Raw genomic sequence first — 17025 nt, 5'->3', positions numbered from 1 at the left:
GTTACATCTTCTTGGGAAGCGAAACTCCCAATAAACGTAAACCGTTGGCGAGCACTACCCTGACGCAATCGACCAGCACTACCCTGGACTTCGTCAGGCGCGGGTCGTCACTCACAACCCTGTGTTTATTATAAAAAGAATGGAACGATCCTGCCAGGTCCTGAAGATACTGCAGGACCACATAGGGCTCAAGGGTCCTGGCGCTCGATACCACTATCAAGGGGAATTGTCTGAGCATGCGCATGATCTCTATCTCTTCCGGAGACTTCAGCAGGCCCGGATCGAATTCGGCGGATATGTCGGCGCCTTTGCCATACTCCAGTATCGACCAGATGCGCGCGTGCGCGTACTGGATGTAATAGACGGGGTTCTCCGCGGATTCCTTCTTGACCACGTCCAGGTCGAACTCCAGATGGCTCGACATCCTCCTCATTATGAAACAGAACCTGGAGACGTCCTTACCGACCTCGTCCATGACCTCTCTTAGGGTCACGAATTCCCCGGCCCTCGTCGACATAGAGGCCACCTGGCCGTTCCTGTACAAAGTGGCGAGCTGCACTATCAGCACCGAAAGAGAGTCTTCGGGGTATCCCAGAGCCTTTATGGCGGCCTTGATCCTGGGGATATAGCCATGATGGTCCGGGCCCCATATATCGATCAACTTTTTGAATCCCCTGTTGAACTTTTCCAGGTGATACGCTATATCGGGTGTAAGGTAAGTAGCGCTTCCATCGGATTTATATATAACCCTGTCTTTATCGTCGCCGAAAAGAGTCGACTTAAACCATACCGCCCCTTCGCTTTCATATATGAAGCCCTTACCCCTAAGGGTGTCGATAGCTTTCTCAACTTTTCCGGATTCCCTCAGGGACTTCTGGCTGTACCAGACATCGAACTTTACGCCGAAATCGTCAAGGTCCTTCTTTATACCCTCCAGTATCCACTGGAGTCCGAACTCCCTGAATATATCTGTCTCTTTCGTCTTTACGTGATCTTTTCCGTGTTCCTTCATGAAATCTTTCGCTATATCGATCACATAAGACCCTTTATAGCCGTCATCGGGCAGCGGTTCATCGACTCCGCAGAGGCTCAGGTATCGCGAGCGTATGGAGAGCCCGAGCATATTCATCTGATTGCCTTCATCGTTAAGATAATATTCCCTGGTCACATCGTATCCGAGGAAGGTCATAATGTTCGCAAGGCTGTCGCCTAACGCGGCCTGCCTGGCATGCGCTATCGTAAGCGGGCCCGTCGGGTTCGCGCTGACAAACTCTATCTGCATCTTTACGGGCCCGGCGATATTCGAACTGCCGAAATTACTATCTTCTTTCAGGATCTCCAGCAGAATACCCGATAAAAAATCCTTGCTGACAAAAAAGTTTATAAAACCGGGCCCCTTCACCTCGACCCGGTCGATAGCGCCTTTTAAAGGCGATGACGGGATAGACTCTTCGAGTTTTGCCTTTAACAGATTCGCGAATTCAACCGGCGGTTTTGAGGCAAGCTTGGAGATCCTTAAGGCGATATTTGAAGAGAGGTCGCCATGGGACCTCTCTTTAGGTATCTCTAATTCGATCTTTATTTCCTGGGGTGACGGGGGCTGGACACTGAGGCGCGAGAGCACCGATTGAAGAGAGCTCTCTAAAACCAACGTTATATTTTTTTCAATCTCGCCATAATGCATTGATCTATTTTTTGTTCTTCTTTCGGGCCTTTTTCCTGGGCTTCTTCGCGGCTTTACGCACGGGTTTCTTTACGGCTTTCTTTACTACTTTTTTTAGGGGTTTTCGCTTCGAGGGCTCCGGTTCCTCGAACCTGGTTTGGGGAGCCTTGGCCCAAAGCTTCTCGAGATCGTAGAACTTACGCGTATCTTTCAGGAATATATGGCCGACCACGTCGCCGAAGTCCGCCAGTATCCACGAAGCTTCTCTCTCGCCCTCTATATGCCTGAGTTTAGCGCCTTTCTCCCTTAACTGCTTGATAATGTTATCGGAGATCGCGCGAACATGTGTAGTGGAAGTACCGGTGGCTATCACGAAATAATCGCATATACCTGACACCTTCCTCATCTTTATAGTGATTATATCGATGCCTTTTTTATCCGAAGCAGCTTCAGCCATAATTAACGCTTTACGTTTAGAGTCGATCGCTATGCTCCTTTTTTGGCCCATAAAAAGATTACACAGATCAGCTAGCTGCAAAGCTTACTTCTAATCTGTGTAATCGTGGCATTACTTCATTATCTTATACATTCCGGTATTACAAGTCGTGCACTTCCCCTTCATCGCTGTTCTCTTATTCTTCATCGTGACTTGTTGAGTATCTTTCATCTCTTTCTTGGATTTACACTTTACGCAATATCCTATCTCGGCCATCTGATATCACCCCCTTAAAAATTGAGCTTGATACTTAAATTTTATTCAATTATAACCTTAAACGCCGCTATCGTCAAGGGAAACTGCTACTTATTTATACAACCCCCGCTCAATGATATAACTGCGCACCTTTTCCGGCACAAGGTATCTTATGGACTTTCCGGCCTTGAGGCGCCTCCGTATATCCTCGGACGACACCTCGATGGGCGTTATCACTACGGTCTCCACCTCTTTAGGAACATCCTTCACGGGATATCCCGGGCGGTTGGCGACTATGAATTTAGATATCTTGAATATATCGTTAACGCTCTTCCATGAGAACAGGTCCTTTAGAAGGTCCGAGCCCGTTATGAAATATAGCTGGACGTCGTCGCCATGTTTGGCGCGAAACTCTTTCAGGGTATCAATGGAATATGATGTCTTCTTCCGGCCTATTTCAAAATTCGAGACCTCGAAAGACGGATTATCCCCTATCGCAAGTTCGACCATCTTGAGGCGGTCCTGAGGCTTAATGCCGGTTTCGACACTCTTGTGGGGCGGCATATACGACGGGACGAAGACCACCTTATCCAGCTTTAACTTTGAGAGAGCTTCATCAGCCAGTATAAGATGCCCTATATGGATCGGATTAAATGTCCCTCCGAGTATCCCGATTCTCATCATGCCTAAACTCCTAGTTTATTCAGCCGCATTGTAGGCTAAGTGCCGATATCTCTGATATCGGCCTAGTTTATTCAGCCGTATTGCAGGCTAAGTGCCGATGTCTCTGGCATCGGCCTATTTTCTGATCTGTCCCGTGCCGAAGACCACGTACTTATATGAGGCCAGCTCCTCGAGGCCCATGGGGCCGCGCGCATGCAGCTTATCCGTGGATATGCCCATCTCGGCGCCCTTGCCGAACTCTCCGCCGTCGGTAAATCTTGTCGAAGCGTTCAGATAGACACATGCGGAATCGACCTCGCTTAAGAATTTCCCGGCGTTTTTCTTGTTTTCAGTCACTATCGCGTCCGAGTGGTATGAGCCGTATTTCATTATATGCGCGATAGCCTCATCGACATCCTTCACCACCTTCACGGATAAAACAAGGTCCAGATACTCGGTGTACCAGTCCTTCTCCGCCGCTCTCTTTAAGCCAGGAACAATGCGGCGCGTCTCGGGACATCCCCTGATCTCAACGCCCGCGGCAATAAAACGCTTTATCATAGGCAAAAGGAACTTCTTCGCCACTTTTCTGTGGACCAGCATCGTCTCCATCGCGTTGCATACGCCGGGCCTCTGAACTTTCGCATTAAAACAGATATCTTCCGCCATCTTCAGGTCCGCGTCGGAATCGACATAGGTATGGCAGACACCCTTATAATGTTTTATAACGGGTATCCTCGACTTCCTGGTGACCTCGCGTATAAGCGATTCGCCGCCTCTGGGTATAACAAGGTCTATAAGGCCCTCTTGTATAAGAAGCTCGTCCACGACCCGCCTGTCGGTGTCTTTAATTATCGCGATCGAATGGTCCGGTAACCCGGCATCTACCGCGACTTCGTTCAGGACATTGAATATCGCTATATTGGAATTAACCGCCTCGCTTCCGCCCCGCAAGATAACAGCATTGGAAGATTTAAGACAGAGCCCTATACAGTCGCTCGTGACGTTGGGCCGCGCCTCGTAGATTATCAGTATCACGCCAATAGGAACCCTGATCTTTTTTATCAGTAAACCATTGGGCCTTCCCCTGGTCTCGGTGACCTCGCCGATGGGGTCTTTCAGCCGGGCGATCGCGGACAGGGATTTCGCCATGCCGGCTATCCTTGATTCGGTGAGCCGCAGCCGGTCTATAAGCGCCGGCGACAACCCTTTTCGCACGGCTGTTGAAAGATCTTTTTTGTTTTCCCTGATGATATAGGGAGCTCTTATCGTCAGGGCCTTACTCATCGCGATGAGGGCCTTATTCTTGGCCTCCGTACCGGTAACAGCAAGCTCTCTCGATGCGGACTTCACTTCGCTGCATATTTTTTTTATATTATATGCGGACATCATAGTATCACCAGATTGTCTTTATGGACGATCTCGTCCTTAGCTTTATATCCCAGCACGTTTTTGAAATCGACGGATTTCAATCCTTTCAGTTTCTCCACCTCATCGGCCGAATAATTAGAAAGACCCTTCGCGAACTCATGCCCATCCTTATCCGATATGCTGATAACGTCGCCCGACACAAAATCGCCGCTGACTTCGACTATGCCGGAGGCCAGCAAACTCTTATTGCGATGAATAAGCGCCGTCCTGGCGCCGTCATCGATCCTGATCGCCCCCCTGGACATGGATGAGTAAGCTATCCAGCGCTTCTTAGCGTCGAACTTTTTATTTGCGCTGAGGATCCTGGTGCCGACTCTATCACCATCCAGAACTAACCTGGAAAGTATGTCCTTGGCCTTACCGTTAGCTATGATGCATTCGATGCCGGCTTTTTGGGCAGCCCTGGCGGACTGAAGCTTAGTCGCCATCCCGCCCGTCCCCAGGTCGCAAACGCTCCTTCCGCCAAGTTTCAGTATCTTCTGATTCACCTCGCCGACCATGCCTATGACAGAGCCATGCTCGTCCAATAGGCCATCCACGTCGGTAAGAAGGATGAGTTTATCGCACCCTGCGATATCCGCTACAAGGCTTGATAAACGATCATTGTCGCCGCATTTTATCTCTTCGGTGGCTACTGTATCGTTCTCGTTTATTATCGGTACCGCGTTGTATTTCAAAAGCGCGCCTATAGTATGTTTGATATTGAGATATCTTTTCCTGTCATTGAAATCGTCCTGCGTCAGCAGTATCTGGCCTGTGAGGGAACCGTGCGCCTTGAAATATTCACCGTAGAGTTTCATCAGATAATTCTGCCCTATCGCGGCTACGGCCTGCAGTTCCGAAAGATCGGCCGGCCTCTTCTTGATACCGAGGAGCCACATTCCCGCACCTATCGCGCCGCTCGTCACTATAAGCACGTCTATACCTTTTTTACGTATAGCGGATATCTGAGACACCATATCCTTTACGCGCTCTTTATCGAGAGCCCTGTCCTTGGACGTTATGACCTTGGTCCCTATCTTTATTACTATTCTCATCGTCTTATTCTTTCGCGGCGCACTTCACGCTCATCGCTTTTTTATATGCAGCTCCCAGAAGCTCCTTCACCCCTTTTCCCGTGATCGCGGATATCGGGTAAACTTTCTTTTTCGGATAAGCCTTCCTGAACTTCTTTAAATGAATCTCAGCATCGGGATTGTCTATCTTGTTCAATGCTATGAACTGAAACTTCTTCGAAAGCTCTTTACTGTAAGACTTGAGTTCGTAATTTAATTTCCTGTAATCCTGCACAGGATCCCGGCCTTCGAAGGCCGAAATATCGACCATATGTATAAGGATCCTGGTCCTCTCGATATGCCTGAGGAATTTGTCACCCAAGCCCCTGCCTTCATGCGCGCCCTCTATCAGTCCGGGTATCTCGGCGACCACGAAAGAGGTCCCTTCATGGATCTTGACCACACCCAGGACGGGCTCCTTGGTCGTGAACGGGTAACCTGCTATCTTGGGATGCGCGCTCGATATCCTGGAGATAAGCGTGGATTTTCCGGCATTGGGGTAACCTATTATCCCGGCATCCGCTATCAGCTTCAATTCGAGCAGCACGGTCTTGGCCTCACCCGGAATTCCCTTTGTCGCATCGTGGTTACGGGAATTTCCCCTGCCGCCGGCGCCGCCTTTTGCCACTATTACTTTATCGCCTATAATTGTGAGATCGCGTATGACGAGGCCGCTGTCGGAGTCCTTGATGAGGGTGCCCGGAGGAACTTTTATTATGAGGTCCTTGCCCCGCGCGCCTTTTTTGTGGTTAGAGCTGCCGTGGTATCCGCGCTCCGCTTCGTGATGCTGCCTGTATTGAAAGTCCAGAAGGGTCTGGACATTCTGATCTACGACGAAGACGACGTCCCCGCCTGCTCCGCCGAAGCCGCCGTCGGGTTTGCCTATTCTATTGAATATATCCTTATAGAGGCTGCTGCAGCCGTCACCGCCGTTACCGGCCTTGACATATATCCTAGCCTCATCTATGAACATTATTTCTCGTTAGGAATTACGCTTACTACTTTATTGGGCTTGAAATTCACCACGCCGGAAACCAGCGCGAAGAGCGTATCGTCCCTGCCTATCCCTACATTGGCTCCGGGCCTGAAACGCCGGCCCTTCTGCCTTACGATTATATTACCGGCCTTAACGACCTCGCCTTTATATTTTTTTACGCTTCGGGTCTTAGGTTGACCGTCGCGGCCATTTACCATGTGTGCCATTATTTGTCGCCTTTCGCTATCTCGATTTCTTTCACTTTGAGCACTGTGACATCGCGCCTGTGGCCTATCTTCTTCTTCTCGCTCTTTCGTTTCTTATATTTATAAGCTATTACCTTGGCTTCTCTCTCCTGGCGCAGGACCTCGCATACCACATGCGAACCCTTAAGATAAGGATTGCCTATATGAGTGGAGTTCCCCTCTTTGGACAGAAGCACCTTATCAAGTTTGATCTCTTCGCCGGCCTTCACATCCATTCTCTCCACGGAGAAAACGTCATTCTTCGTTACTTTATACTGCTTACCGCCAGCACTGATTACAGCGAACATTTAATACCTCCGGATCTTTTGTAGTTGATTATAAGGGTTACAGACCGGATAATATAGCATAATATCAAGCATCGGTCAAGCGTTCCGTTGCTCTATCTTTATCTCTTCGATATGGATATTGGGGTCTTCTATTATCCTTATACTCTTCCTGAAGCGCCTTTCTAGTGATTTTACCATATTTTTTTCAGGGCTTGAGACATAATATGCCACTTCCGGATGCATCGAAACGAACAGCTCCCTCGACCTTGTATTCTGCAGCACATACTCGAGTTTCCTGATGAGCTCGATAGATATAGTCGATATCGACTTCACGATGCCGCGGCCGTTGCAATACGGGCATTTCTGATAGCTCTTCGACTCGATCGACTCGCGCACCCTCTGGCGCGTCATCTCAACAAGCCCTATGCTTGAAATGTTCAGAATATTCGTCTTGGCCTTATCATCCTCAAGGCGCCTTTCAAGCGTCTTGAATACTGACTTTCTGTGGTCGGCATAATCCATATCTATGAAATCGATTATTATTATGCCTCCGAGGTCCCTCAGCTTCAACTGCCGTGGCACCTCCTCCGCAGCCTCTATATTGGTCTTGAATGCCGTGTCTTCCAGGTTCTTCCTGCCGATGAATTTACCCGAGTTAACATCTATCGCGACAAGGCTCTCCGTCTGCTCGAATATGAGATAGCCGCCGCTCTTTAATTGCACGATCCTATCGTATATCTTCTCGATCTGTTTCTCTATCTCGAACTTCTCGAATATAGGCTCCTTGTCCTGATAAAGCTTCAACCTGGACTTTAAGTGAGGCGCCAGTATATTTAAAAAGCGCGAGATCCTTCTGAAATCGTCTTTTGAATCCACCTCCAGCCTGCCCACATCGCTTGTAAATATGTCCCTGGCAACTCTCAATATCAGGTCATATTCGGGATGTATGAGGGCGGGAGCTTTCGCCTTTCTTGTCTTAGACTTTATATTGTTCCAGAGATTGATAAGATACCTGGACTCCCTGAAGAAATCTTTATCGCTCGCCCCTTGCGCGGCTGTCCTCACGATGAAACCGAGATCCTTAGGCAGCTTCAAATTTTCGATGATGGCCCTTATCCTGTCGCGCTCTTCCCGCGATTCGATCCGCTTCGAAAGGCCTATATGGTTGTCGAATGGCATAAGGACCAGGAACCTGCCCGGTATGCTTATATGGGTCGTCAGGCGCGCGCCTTTTGTGCTTATGGGTTCCTTCACTATCTGGGTAAGCACCTCGTCGCCTTTTTTCAACAGCTGGTTTATCGGCGGAAGTTTCTTCTGTCTCTCGGCCTTCTTAACGTCTTCCTCTCCCACGCCCTCTTCCAGAAGCTTCTCATAGCTCCCCATGCCGGGCACTACATCCGTTACATACAGAAAACCGTTCTTCTCTAAACCGATGTCGACAAATGCCGCGCCCATACCCGGCAATACGGATTCGACCCTGCCCTTATAAATATTTCCTACGAGGTTCACATCGTCGAGACGCTCCGTGTAAAACTCTTCGATACGCTTATTCTCAAGGACAGCTATCCTTTTTTCGTGTTGAGTAACATTTATAAATATCTCTTTATGCATTCAAGTCATCTCCTCTAGCGCTCACTACTTTTACTCCGTCGGGTAATTTAGCGTTAATTGCATCCACAAAACTCTGAGGCGGGAGCTTCTCGGTCATGTAAAATACGGCCTCTTCGGAGGCGCTCTCCACGCCCAGCTTCAGAGCCTTCATTACGCTCATTTTTATATGAGGACTGAATCCTTTGGTTATGACAGCCGGCAGGCCTGCCCTGCGCAATGCCCTATGGAAAAGCCTCATAAGATCCAGGTGCGATATGAAACGCATATCGCCGGTCTTGGAAAATACCGCTCTTAACTTATAATTTACGTTTTCGGGATTAATATGTTTTTTTCAATCTCTTCTTATCGGCGGCTGTGTTACCACGCTGGGTATCGGTAAATACGGGCACATACGCTTTACTGGCTAACGGCGCACCTTCTATCGCAGTTCCGGGAGACATTATATTAACTGTGATGAAAAATATCAACTCCACCCTCTGCTTAACTATGTCTTTATGGGAGACCAGGAGCCCCAGATACGGAACATCGCCAAGCATGTCCCCGATGAACGGCAGCTTAGTGCGCTTATCAACTTCTTTCTCGCTTATCAGGCCGCCGATAAATATTGTCTGGCTGTTTTTCACCATCACCTGCGTCTTTGCTTCTCTGGTCCTGAATAATGGCGCGAATATATCACTGCCCGGAGCTATGGGCGAAGTCCCCAGGTATTCTTTTATCTGGGGAACCAGATCCAGCGCTATCTCGCCGACATCGTTAATATGAGGAGTGACATCCAGCACAATGCCGGAATTTGTCTGGTCATATCCGGTGATCTCCATCTTTCCGGTTGTGGAGTTTCTTTCAAACTTAGGAATGTAGATAATTTCGCCAACATTTATAGTAGCTTTATTATTATTAAGAGTGGCTATGCGCGGATTTGATATGGTATCTGTGTCGGCCCGCGATTTCAATAACTCCAATACCGCTTTAAACTGGCTGAAATCTAGCGTCCCAAAACTGAAACTGTCAGCGAGCGCAAGAGGAAATGATTTCACATTGATACCAGCATTAGATACAGGGAAATTCGCAGGCGTTACAGTCTGTGTACCTTGCGTACCCGGTAATGCGATAACCGTTGGTGCATTTGTCTGGTCCCAAGGGATCATTTTATCTAAAAATTTCCAGTCATCGTTATTAAAGAAATTGAACGGCATTGTAGTCGGACGACTAGCGCCGCTGACTGTCATCTTTGCGGTCCAGTCTATCCCCAGCTTCTCGTCATTACCCAGCACCGTCTCTATTATCCTCGCCTCTATAAGAACCTGCTCCGTCCTCTTATCGAGCCTTCCGATTATCTGGCCTATCCTGTATATGTTAGTGGGGATATCCGTGACTATAACAGTATTGGTCCTATCGTCAAACACTATATTGCCCCTCTCACCTACTATATTCTTTAGCGCCGCGACGACTTCCTTCGATTTTGAGTAGTTAAGGCTAAAAGCCTGGGTCGTAAGCTCTTCCTGTTTCAACTTATCAAGCGTCACGACCCTTATGATGTCACCTTCCCTCTCGTAAGCGAATCCATAATTTCTTACGATGATATCGAGCGCCGCCTTCCATGGCTTATTGGTCAGCCTAAGATCTATAATACCTTTAACATCGGGAGCCGACACTATATCGACGCCTGCCACTTCCGATATATAGGCCAGGACCGTTTTTATCTCAGCGCCCTTAAAATTGACAGTGACGTTGCCGGGCTCGACCGGAAGGACCTCCACAGGCTTAGCTTCTTCCTGCGCCGGCGGCTCTGGCAGGGCCGGGGCCACTCCGGATTTAGCAACAGGTTGCGCGGAAACATCCTGAGCTTTCTCTGCCGGGACGCTGACCGCAGACGCAGGCTTCTCAGGAAGCGTCTCCGCTTTCCCTTCTTCGGCAAACGCCTGGATAAGAGCTAAAGGCGGTGCGATAAATATAATCACCAATACCATGATCAGGAGCTTTCTTGATAGCCTTGCGGCTCTTTTATAACCCACTCTTTGTTCCCCCCTCTTCGGCTAAATCGATATTATAATTTTTACCGCCCATTATTATCGTGACGGTCTTTTTTGTGATTTTTTTGATTTCTATATCCCCGAACTTGTCGCCTTCCTTCACGATCTCACCGTTCAATATCGCGGCTATTTTTCCCCGAGGGGTGCTGGCCACGCCTTCCAGTTTCACATCCGCGACCGATGTCACATCCTCTAATCTCGACACCGCGGGCCTGTCTATGCTCACCAGGGGCACGAAAGGGTCGCGCTTACCGTGAGAATCATATTTATAGTCGTCACCGGCGCAGGGCAATATAAAAATAACCATAGCTGCCAGCGAAAAAAAGATAAGGTGCGCCTGTTTCCCGAAATGGAATTTCATCGGCCCCCCAGCAAAACATATGTAACCACCAGCAGTTCCACATCGTGCTTCTTCGGCGAAGCCGGATCGGCTTTTATCTGCATATCGACCACCTTCATAAACCGGTCGGAATTCTCCAGGCTGGAAAGAAACCGTCCCACCCCATGATATCCGGCCTTGGCGGTTATCATTATAGGTATCTCTTTGTAAACACGATTTCCGGACCCGGCCCCTTTTTGTTGATCGACCGGCACTATGCCGGCTATGCGCATATTAGAGCTCTTCGCCATCTCGGAAAGGCTTTCCAACAGGTCAGGTATGCCCTCTTCCGTGGGAAGCGTCTTCTCATATTTGTCCAGCTTCTTGTTGTATGCTTCGACCGCGCTTCTCATGCTGTTGATTTTGGCGATATCAGATTTTGCGGCCCTCAGATCCGCGCTGACTTTACCGAGATTGCTTCTAATGCCGGATATGTTGATAACCTGAGGTTTCAGCAAAAAATTAAAATACAATAAGAGCGCAAAGGCGCAGCCCGCGGATATCACAATTATCATCTGCTTCGGGCTCTTCTTAAGGTTCGTGAAAATAGCGATTATGTTGTTCAATATCGTCCGCATCTTAACCTATTTAAATAAACAGTTTATCCTGAAACTCATCACGTCCTGCTTGTCCACTTTGTCGCTCTTCGTGGAGACCAGTTCCACGCTGGCGACATCTGAATAGAAATCTTTATTATCCTGCAGACTTTTTATAAATTTTCCTATAAGGGCGGCTCCCTGCTCGCCAACTCCGGAAGCGTATCCGCTCATCACAAGCGCTCCGGGCATAGCCGTCTTGGCCTGGCCTGGAACCGGACGTTCATCATAGTAAAGCTCCGAGAGCCATATCCCGGGGGTCATGCAATCGCTTAAGAGATTGATCTTCCTGGCCCAGCTAAACCGCTTCACCATCAGCTCGTCGATAGCGCCGGATCTCTTATTGATATCGGCTACTTTCGCCTTCAATATGTCCGCCTCTCTCTTTTCCGGCAATATCGCGTTGTATTTTTTGGTAGTCGAAGCAAGCTCAATGCTTGAAATTATCCCGAACAGAAAAACCGCCAGTTGCATCAGGACTAGCCCAGCGCCTATGCCGGCGGCTATCTTGAGTATCGGGATGCTCTTTATATCGATTCCTTTAAAATCCAGCCCGGAAAAAATCGGAGGTTTCTTCCTGAGTTCCTGCGGAAGCAGATTTATCTCTATCATAGGCCTCCTCTCAGCGCAAGTCCGGCGCAAACGGCAAAAGAGCCGTTTGTCCCGGCTATTTCATCAGCGTTGACTATGGAGGGATCTATATTTAGAAACTGAAAAGGGTTCCACCGCGCCGGCTTGGACCCGAAAGTGTCGTTAAATGCCTCTTCCAGTCCGATAAAACCCGCGCCTCCGCCGGATATATGTATCTCATCTATGCCTCTGCCGCTCTGGTTTTCATGATATCCGAAAGAGAGTTTTATCTCATCTACAAGACCTGCGAGAGCGGACTTCGCCGAAAGAGCGACTTCGGCCGATTTCTCGGCCGAAACGCCTTTAGACCAGTCGGAGAGTTCCAGGTTGACGCCGCACTTTTTAGAAATCGTCTGGCAAAAGTCATTCACGCCTATCGCCAGATCCCTGACGAACGATATGACTCCTCCCCTCAATATTACAAGATTCGTATATACAGCCCCCACATTGATAAGAGCTATGGTTTTAGCCGGCTCTATGGAGGTGAAATTCTTAAGAAACGCGTTTGTGAGGGCAAAACTGTCCACATCGACCACATTGACGCTGAAACCCGCATCCTCCACGATCTTTATCTTCGCGAGAACATAGTCTTTTTTGGCGGCCGCCAGAAGTATGTCTAAATTATTCTTTTCTCTCGCGCTCTTTCCCTGAATATGAAAATCGAGCGTGCATTCATTGATATCGAACGGGATAAACTTTTCCGTCTCAAACCTGATGGCGTTCTTCAGGTCCTCATCCCCCATATCCGGCATCGATATGACACGGGCCACTATGGACGATCCGGCAAGAGATATATTAAGGTCTCTCCCCGCTATCTTAAGATCTTCAGATAGCGTTCTCACGGCGTCCGCTACCGATCCGCTCGAAAGCCCCTGTATCTTTTTTATACCGAATGAGACAAGAGACGGCCTTTCCGCTCCAACGGAAATCTCGATCATCTTTATCGAGTGGCTGCCGATATCGAGCGCGGTGATGCTCCTGATTTTTCCGGGACGCTTTAATTGCAGGTTAAATCCGGCCATCACCTCTCCATGCCTATCGCGGGAGATGCGTAACTTGAAACAAAAAAAGCACCCATTATGCCTATCAATAGGGTGCTTACCAAAAGTATCGCTACTAGATTTTCAACTAATGTCAGACCAGCGTTATTTTTTAGATTCATTATAGTCAGATTATCATATAAAAAAACCGTTGTCAAGATAATGGCATGGACAAAATGTATAGAAAAACCCCGCGCCCATTAATTTGGACGCGGGGCTGATCCTAGGTTTACATTAATCAACACTTATGAACCTGTCGGCTATATAGTGTGGCCAACACTGCCTGTGGTCGGACACGTTGGAGTGCCGCTCACGGTCGTTTCTGCATAAGAATTCGTACCGCACTTCGGCCACCCCTTCAGATAATTAGGCACCAGAGCCGCCGATGTAGCTGTAGCGTCTGACGCCGCGCCGGTATCTATGGCCCATACCTGAGCCGCTCCCTGAATCTGTTTCAGGTTAGCGATACACGCGTTTCTCTGCGCAGTCTCCCTCGCTTTGATGAAGTTTGGAATGGCTATCGCAGCTAATAGACCTATAATTGCGACAACAATCATTATTTCAACAAGCGTAAAGCCTTTCTTGTTCATCTTTGTCATCATATAAATCACCCCGCTTTCTCCCAGAATTGGGCATATTCCAGACCTTCAATAAAAGTATACGTTATGAATTACCCGTTGTCAAGAGCGCGAAAGCAATAAATCTTACTGTCTATCTCCGCAGGAATGAGAGCGGCTTTCTGGGGTGATTTACATGCTTACAACTGTGGTAAGTTTAAAGATCGGAAGGAACATGGCTATAACAACGGATCCTATGACTATGCCCAGGAATGCTATTATAAGCGGCTCTATCATGCTGGTTAACCCGCTTACGGCTATACTTACCTGATCATCATAGAAATCGGCTATCTTTGAAAGCATCTTCTCCAGCTCTCCGGATTGTTCGCCCACTGAAACCATTCTAGTCATCATAGTCGGAAATATTTTGGACTTAGCCAGAGGAGCCGCTATACCCTCGCCTTCCCTGACATTCTTCCTCACTTCATCTACAGCATTTTCGACCACTTTATTGCCGGCTGTTTTGCCTACTATCTCCAGCGCGGATAATATCGGAACCCCTGATTTTACGAGAGTCGAGAGCGTCCTGGAAAATTTACTTATCGCGACTTTTGTGAGAAGGGTCCCGAATATTGGCACATTCAGCACGAATCCGTCAAATTTTACCCTGCCTTTTTCGGTGTTCAGATATTTGCGCAGCAGAAAAACCATGCCGGCAACGCATAACACAACCATTAAAAAATATTTTTGCAGGGTATTGCTGATAGTTATCAGGATGAGTGTGGGCGTAGGAAGTTTGGCGCCGAAGCCGGAAAATATATCTTTGAATATCGGCACTACTTTCAAGAGTAATATGAGGGTTATCCCTATCGCCATACTGCTTACAATGGCCGGATAGATCATAGCGGACTGTACTTTCTTCTGAAGGCTGCTGGTCTTTTCGAGATATTGAGACAGCCGGTCCAGTATGTCGTCAAGCATACCGCTGGACTCACCCGCCCTTACCATATTAACGAATAAAGGCGAAAATACCTTTTTGTGTTTGGCCAGCGCCGCCGAAAGGCTCGAACCCGTCTCAACATCATTACGAACGGTCAATATTATCGCGCCGAATGCCTTATTGTCCATCTGTTCTCCCAGTATATCGAGAGCGGCTACCAGCGTAATTCCCGCGTCGACCATCGTGGCCAGCTGCCTGGCGAACATGGCGATATCATCCAGCTTGATCTTCTTCGCCCCTCCGAACATGGCAAGCGATATGCCGGTTTTCGGCGTCTCTTCAATCACCGATATGATAATGAGATCCTTTTTTCTCAGGACATCCACGGCCGCCGCGCGGTCCTTGGCATCCAGACTTGCGCTCAAAGCCTTGCCGGCGCGGTCCTTGGCAACATATTTAAAATTCGGCATATCGTCCCTTTCAAGCTTTCGCTCTAGTCCTCCGAGGTCACCCTTAAAACCTCCTCAAGCGCAGTGGTCCCGTTAATAAAATTCTCTACCGCGTTATCTCTCAATGTCAGCATATGCTGTTCTTTTATGGCATAATCTTTTATATCGCCGCTCGAGGTCTTCTTCATTATCATATCCCGCACATTATCATCGATCAAAAGCGCCTCAAGGATACCGAACCTGCCGTGATATCCGGTATTATTGCATCTCTGGCAACCCTTACCTTGATGAAAATGTTTAACGCCTTTTTTAGATATCTCATCAAGGCTTATCCCCGCTTTTTCCAGAATGTTTTTCGGTATATCTACCTCCTCCGTACAGAACGGACAGATTTTTCTCATGAGCCTTTGCGCCGAAGAGAGGACGAGACTGGATGCCACAAGAAATGGTTCCACTCCCATGTCTATAAGCCTCGTTATCGCGCCCGCTGCGTCATTGGTATGAAGAGTACTTAATATAAGCTGGCCGGTCAGCGATGCCTTGATGGAAATATCCGCAGTCTCAAAATCCCTTATCTCTCCGACCATCACAATATCAGGGCTCTGCCTTAAGACGGACTTTAGCCCCGTGGCGAAGGTCAATCCTATGTCGGGTCTGGCCTGAATCTGCGTAATACCGTCGACCTCGTATTCTACCGGATCTTCCAGGGTAATTATGTTCTTGTCCGGCGTGTTAATCTGATTTATGATTGAGTATAATGTCGTGGACTTTCCGCTGCCCGTAGGACCGGTCACAAGGATCAGTCCGTAAGGCCTCGCGAGAGCGGCCTTAAAAGTGCTTAAAGGGCCCGGTAAAAATCCGAGTTCATCCAGGCCTATGCTCAGGTTCGACTTGTCAAGCGCGCGTAAAACTATCTTGCCGCCAAACGCCACCGGCAGGATCGACACTCTGAAATCTATCTCTCTTCCTTCGAAGTTTACTTTAAACCGCCCGTCCTGCGGAATTCTGGTCTCGGTGATGTCCAGGCCGGATATGATCTTTAATCTCGCAATGACCGCATTCTGATTTTTCTTAGGGAGAGTAAGAGCATCTTCCAGATTACCGTCAATTCTATAGCGCACCATCAAGTTTTTTTCGCGCGGTTCGATATGGATATCGCTCGAACGCTTCTTCATCGCTTCATTCAATATCAGATTGACTATTTTAACTATCGGCGCCTTCTTCGATTCTTCAGCCACCTCGCTTACATTTATCTCCTCTTCCCCTTCTGCTTTTTCCACCTCCGAGACATCCGAGGCCTCAGCCTGATCGAGCATATCAGAGATGTCCTCAATGGCCGCGCTGCTATAGTAGGTGCCTATAGCCTCTTTTATATCATTCTCAGTGGCCAGTATCGGCTGGATCCGATAATTGGTCAGCGTCTTTATGTCATCGATGGCAAATATATTAAGCGGATCCACCATAGCGACGGTGAGCACATTGCCGATCTTGGATATCGGCATTATCAAGTACTGCTTTACTATCCGTTCAGGGATAATATCTATCAACGTCTTGTCTATCTGATATTTAGACAGATTTATCGGCGGAATGTTTAGTTGCTGGCTCATCGCTATCACGATATCTTTCTGAGAGACATAACCCTGCCAGACGAGGATCTTCCCGAGAGATCCGCCTATATTCCTCTGCACATCGAGCGCGGTAGCCAGCTGCTCCTGGGTTATGAGTTTGCCGTTTATCAAAATATCTATCAGTTTTTCTTTAAGCGGGTCCGCTGTTTTCATT

The 17025-nt window shown here is 48.3% G+C and carries 20 protein-coding genes; all 20 read right to left on the bottom strand.

All coding sequences use genetic code 11. From position 1 onward, the window contains the following. Position 1 precedes the first annotated feature (1 nt). The 20 genes from argS to NTY76_01430 all read right to left on the bottom strand — a co-directional run bounded on the left by argS (position 2) and on the right by NTY76_01430 (position 17024). Positions 2–1684: an arginine--tRNA ligase gene (argS, locus tag NTY76_01525; protein ID MCX5677771.1), complete on the bottom strand. Its 1683-nt coding sequence runs from the start codon at positions 1682–1684 to the stop codon at positions 2–4. Between the two features lie 4 nt (positions 1685–1688). Continuing rightward, a complete protein-coding gene (gene rsfS / locus NTY76_01520; GenBank protein ID MCX5677770.1) occupies positions 1689–2171 on the bottom strand; it encodes a ribosome silencing factor in 483 nt (160 codons plus the stop codon). A 60-nt stretch (positions 2172–2231) separates the two neighbouring features. After that, positions 2232–2375, bottom strand: coding sequence for a DUF5679 domain-containing protein (locus tag NTY76_01515; protein MCX5677769.1), 144 nt, complete (start codon positions 2373–2375; stop codon positions 2232–2234). 90 nt (positions 2376–2465) lie between these two features. Further along, positions 2466–3038: a nicotinate-nucleotide adenylyltransferase gene (gene nadD / locus NTY76_01510; protein MCX5677768.1), complete on the bottom strand. Its 573-nt coding sequence runs from the start codon at positions 3036–3038 to the stop codon at positions 2466–2468. A gap of 114 nt (positions 3039–3152) precedes the next feature. Further along, complete coding sequence (locus NTY76_01505; protein MCX5677767.1) at positions 3153–4409, bottom strand: glutamate-5-semialdehyde dehydrogenase; 1257 nt, start codon at positions 4407–4409, stop codon at positions 3153–3155. Further along, the gene (proB, locus tag NTY76_01500) at positions 4406–5485 is read right to left on the bottom strand and encodes a glutamate 5-kinase (protein ID MCX5677766.1); all 1080 of its coding nucleotides are present in this window, start codon (positions 5483–5485) and stop codon (positions 4406–4408) included. The genes NTY76_01505 and proB overlap by 4 nt, the downstream gene beginning before the upstream one ends. A gap of 4 nt (positions 5486–5489) precedes the next feature. After that, complete coding sequence (obgE, locus tag NTY76_01495) at positions 5490–6476, bottom strand: GTPase ObgE (GenBank protein ID MCX5677765.1); 987 nt, start codon at positions 6474–6476, stop codon at positions 5490–5492. Beyond that, positions 6476–6706 (bottom strand): 50S ribosomal protein L27, encoded by a 231-nt coding sequence (locus tag NTY76_01490; GenBank protein ID MCX5677764.1) that lies wholly within the window; start codon positions 6704–6706, stop codon positions 6476–6478. The genes obgE and NTY76_01490 overlap by 1 nt, the downstream gene beginning before the upstream one ends. Further along, on the bottom strand, positions 6706–7032 hold the full coding sequence (gene rplU / locus NTY76_01485; protein ID MCX5677763.1) for a 50S ribosomal protein L21: 327 nt from the start codon (positions 7030–7032) through the stop codon (positions 6706–6708). Before rplU ends, NTY76_01490 begins: the two co-directional genes overlap by 1 nt. Positions 7033–7107: 75 nt before the next feature. Then, entirely contained in the window at positions 7108–8622 is a 1515-nt protein-coding gene (locus NTY76_01480; protein MCX5677762.1) for an Rne/Rng family ribonuclease, read from the bottom strand. After that, a complete protein-coding gene (locus NTY76_01475) occupies positions 8615–8944 on the bottom strand; it encodes a TIGR03936 family radical SAM-associated protein (protein MCX5677761.1) in 330 nt (109 codons plus the stop codon). The genes NTY76_01480 and NTY76_01475 overlap by 8 nt, the downstream gene beginning before the upstream one ends. Continuing rightward, the gene (locus NTY76_01470) at positions 8940–10634 is read right to left on the bottom strand and encodes a secretin and TonB N-terminal domain-containing protein (GenBank protein MCX5677760.1); all 1695 of its coding nucleotides are present in this window, start codon (positions 10632–10634) and stop codon (positions 8940–8942) included. The genes NTY76_01475 and NTY76_01470 overlap by 5 nt, the downstream gene beginning before the upstream one ends. After that, complete coding sequence (locus NTY76_01465; protein MCX5677759.1) at positions 10624–11013, bottom strand: hypothetical protein; 390 nt, start codon at positions 11011–11013, stop codon at positions 10624–10626. Before NTY76_01465 ends, NTY76_01470 begins: the two co-directional genes overlap by 11 nt. Beyond that, complete coding sequence (gene pilO / locus NTY76_01460) at positions 11010–11609, bottom strand: type 4a pilus biogenesis protein PilO (GenBank protein MCX5677758.1); 600 nt, start codon at positions 11607–11609, stop codon at positions 11010–11012. Before pilO ends, NTY76_01465 begins: the two co-directional genes overlap by 4 nt. Before the next feature lie 6 nt (positions 11610–11615). After that, the gene (locus tag NTY76_01455) at positions 11616–12239 is read right to left on the bottom strand and encodes a hypothetical protein (GenBank protein MCX5677757.1); all 624 of its coding nucleotides are present in this window, start codon (positions 12237–12239) and stop codon (positions 11616–11618) included. Further along, on the bottom strand, positions 12236–13279 hold the full coding sequence (gene pilM / locus NTY76_01450; protein ID MCX5677756.1) for a type IV pilus assembly protein PilM: 1044 nt from the start codon (positions 13277–13279) through the stop codon (positions 12236–12238). Before pilM ends, NTY76_01455 begins: the two co-directional genes overlap by 4 nt. Beyond that, positions 13279–13419 carry a type II secretion system protein gene (locus NTY76_01445; protein MCX5677755.1) on the bottom strand — a complete coding sequence of 47 codons (141 nt, stop codon included), beginning with the start codon at positions 13417–13419 and terminating at the stop codon, positions 13279–13281. The genes pilM and NTY76_01445 overlap by 1 nt, the downstream gene beginning before the upstream one ends. Before the next feature lie 138 nt (positions 13420–13557). Further along, positions 13558–13899, bottom strand: a complete 342-nt coding sequence (locus NTY76_01440; GenBank protein ID MCX5677754.1) for a prepilin-type N-terminal cleavage/methylation domain-containing protein — start codon at positions 13897–13899, stop codon at positions 13558–13560. A 147-nt stretch (positions 13900–14046) separates the two neighbouring features. Beyond that, positions 14047–15264, bottom strand: a complete 1218-nt coding sequence (locus NTY76_01435; GenBank protein ID MCX5677753.1) for a type II secretion system F family protein — start codon at positions 15262–15264, stop codon at positions 14047–14049. A 23-nt stretch (positions 15265–15287) separates the two neighbouring features. Then, positions 15288–17024, bottom strand: coding sequence for an ATPase, T2SS/T4P/T4SS family (locus NTY76_01430; protein ID MCX5677752.1), 1737 nt, complete (start codon positions 17022–17024; stop codon positions 15288–15290). Position 17025 lies beyond the last annotated feature (1 nt).

The organism is Candidatus Omnitrophota bacterium, from assembly GCA_026387175.1.
In the GTDB taxonomy this organism is placed as follows: Bacteria; Omnitrophota; Gorgyraeia; order 2-01-FULL-45-10; family 2-01-FULL-45-10; genus CAIMPC01.
This window is presented reverse-complemented; position numbering and strand designations above follow the sequence as displayed.

What these genes read in the sequence shown, in the direction of transcription:
- NTY76_01480 (MCX5677762.1), bottom strand. Translation starts at nt 8,622, where the DNA reads ATGCATAAAGAGATATTTATAAATGTTACTCAACACGAAAAAAGGATA.
- NTY76_01435 (MCX5677753.1), bottom strand. Translation starts at nt 15,264, where the DNA reads ATGCCGAATTTTAAATATGTTGCCAAGGACCGCGCCGGCAAGGCTTTG.
- NTY76_01430 (MCX5677752.1), bottom strand. Translation starts at nt 17,024, where the DNA reads ATGAAAACAGCGGACCCGCTTAAAGAAAAACTGATAGATATTTTGATA.
- rplU (MCX5677763.1), bottom strand. Translation starts at nt 7,032, where the DNA reads ATGTTCGCTGTAATCAGTGCTGGCGGTAAGCAGTATAAAGTAACGAAG.
- NTY76_01440 (MCX5677754.1), bottom strand. Translation starts at nt 13,899, where the DNA reads ATGATGACAAAGATGAACAAGAAAGGCTTTACGCTTGTTGAAATAATG.
- rsfS (MCX5677770.1), bottom strand. Translation starts at nt 2,171, where the DNA reads ATGGGCCAAAAAAGGAGCATAGCGATCGACTCTAAACGTAAAGCGTTA.
- NTY76_01455 (MCX5677757.1), bottom strand. Translation starts at nt 12,239, where the DNA reads ATGATAGAGATAAATCTGCTTCCGCAGGAACTCAGGAAGAAACCTCCG.
- argS (MCX5677771.1), bottom strand. Translation starts at nt 1,684, where the DNA reads ATGCATTATGGCGAGATTGAAAAAAATATAACGTTGGTTTTAGAGAGC.
- NTY76_01505 (MCX5677767.1), bottom strand. Translation starts at nt 4,409, where the DNA reads ATGATGTCCGCATATAATATAAAAAAAATATGCAGCGAAGTGAAGTCC.
- pilM (MCX5677756.1), bottom strand. Translation starts at nt 13,279, where the DNA reads ATGGCCGGATTTAACCTGCAATTAAAGCGTCCCGGAAAAATCAGGAGC.
- NTY76_01445 (MCX5677755.1), bottom strand. Translation starts at nt 13,419, where the DNA reads ATGAATCTAAAAAATAACGCTGGTCTGACATTAGTTGAAAATCTAGTA.
- proB (MCX5677766.1), bottom strand. Translation starts at nt 5,485, where the DNA reads ATGAGAATAGTAATAAAGATAGGGACCAAGGTCATAACGTCCAAGGAC.
- nadD (MCX5677768.1), bottom strand. Translation starts at nt 3,038, where the DNA reads ATGATGAGAATCGGGATACTCGGAGGGACATTTAATCCGATCCATATA.
- obgE (MCX5677765.1), bottom strand. Translation starts at nt 6,476, where the DNA reads ATGTTCATAGATGAGGCTAGGATATATGTCAAGGCCGGTAACGGCGGT.
- NTY76_01465 (MCX5677759.1), bottom strand. Translation starts at nt 11,013, where the DNA reads ATGAAATTCCATTTCGGGAAACAGGCGCACCTTATCTTTTTTTCGCTG.
- NTY76_01515 (MCX5677769.1), bottom strand. Translation starts at nt 2,375, where the DNA reads ATGGCCGAGATAGGATATTGCGTAAAGTGTAAATCCAAGAAAGAGATG.
- pilO (MCX5677758.1), bottom strand. Translation starts at nt 11,609, where the DNA reads ATGCGGACGATATTGAACAACATAATCGCTATTTTCACGAACCTTAAG.
- NTY76_01490 (MCX5677764.1), bottom strand. Translation starts at nt 6,706, where the DNA reads ATGGCACACATGGTAAATGGCCGCGACGGTCAACCTAAGACCCGAAGC.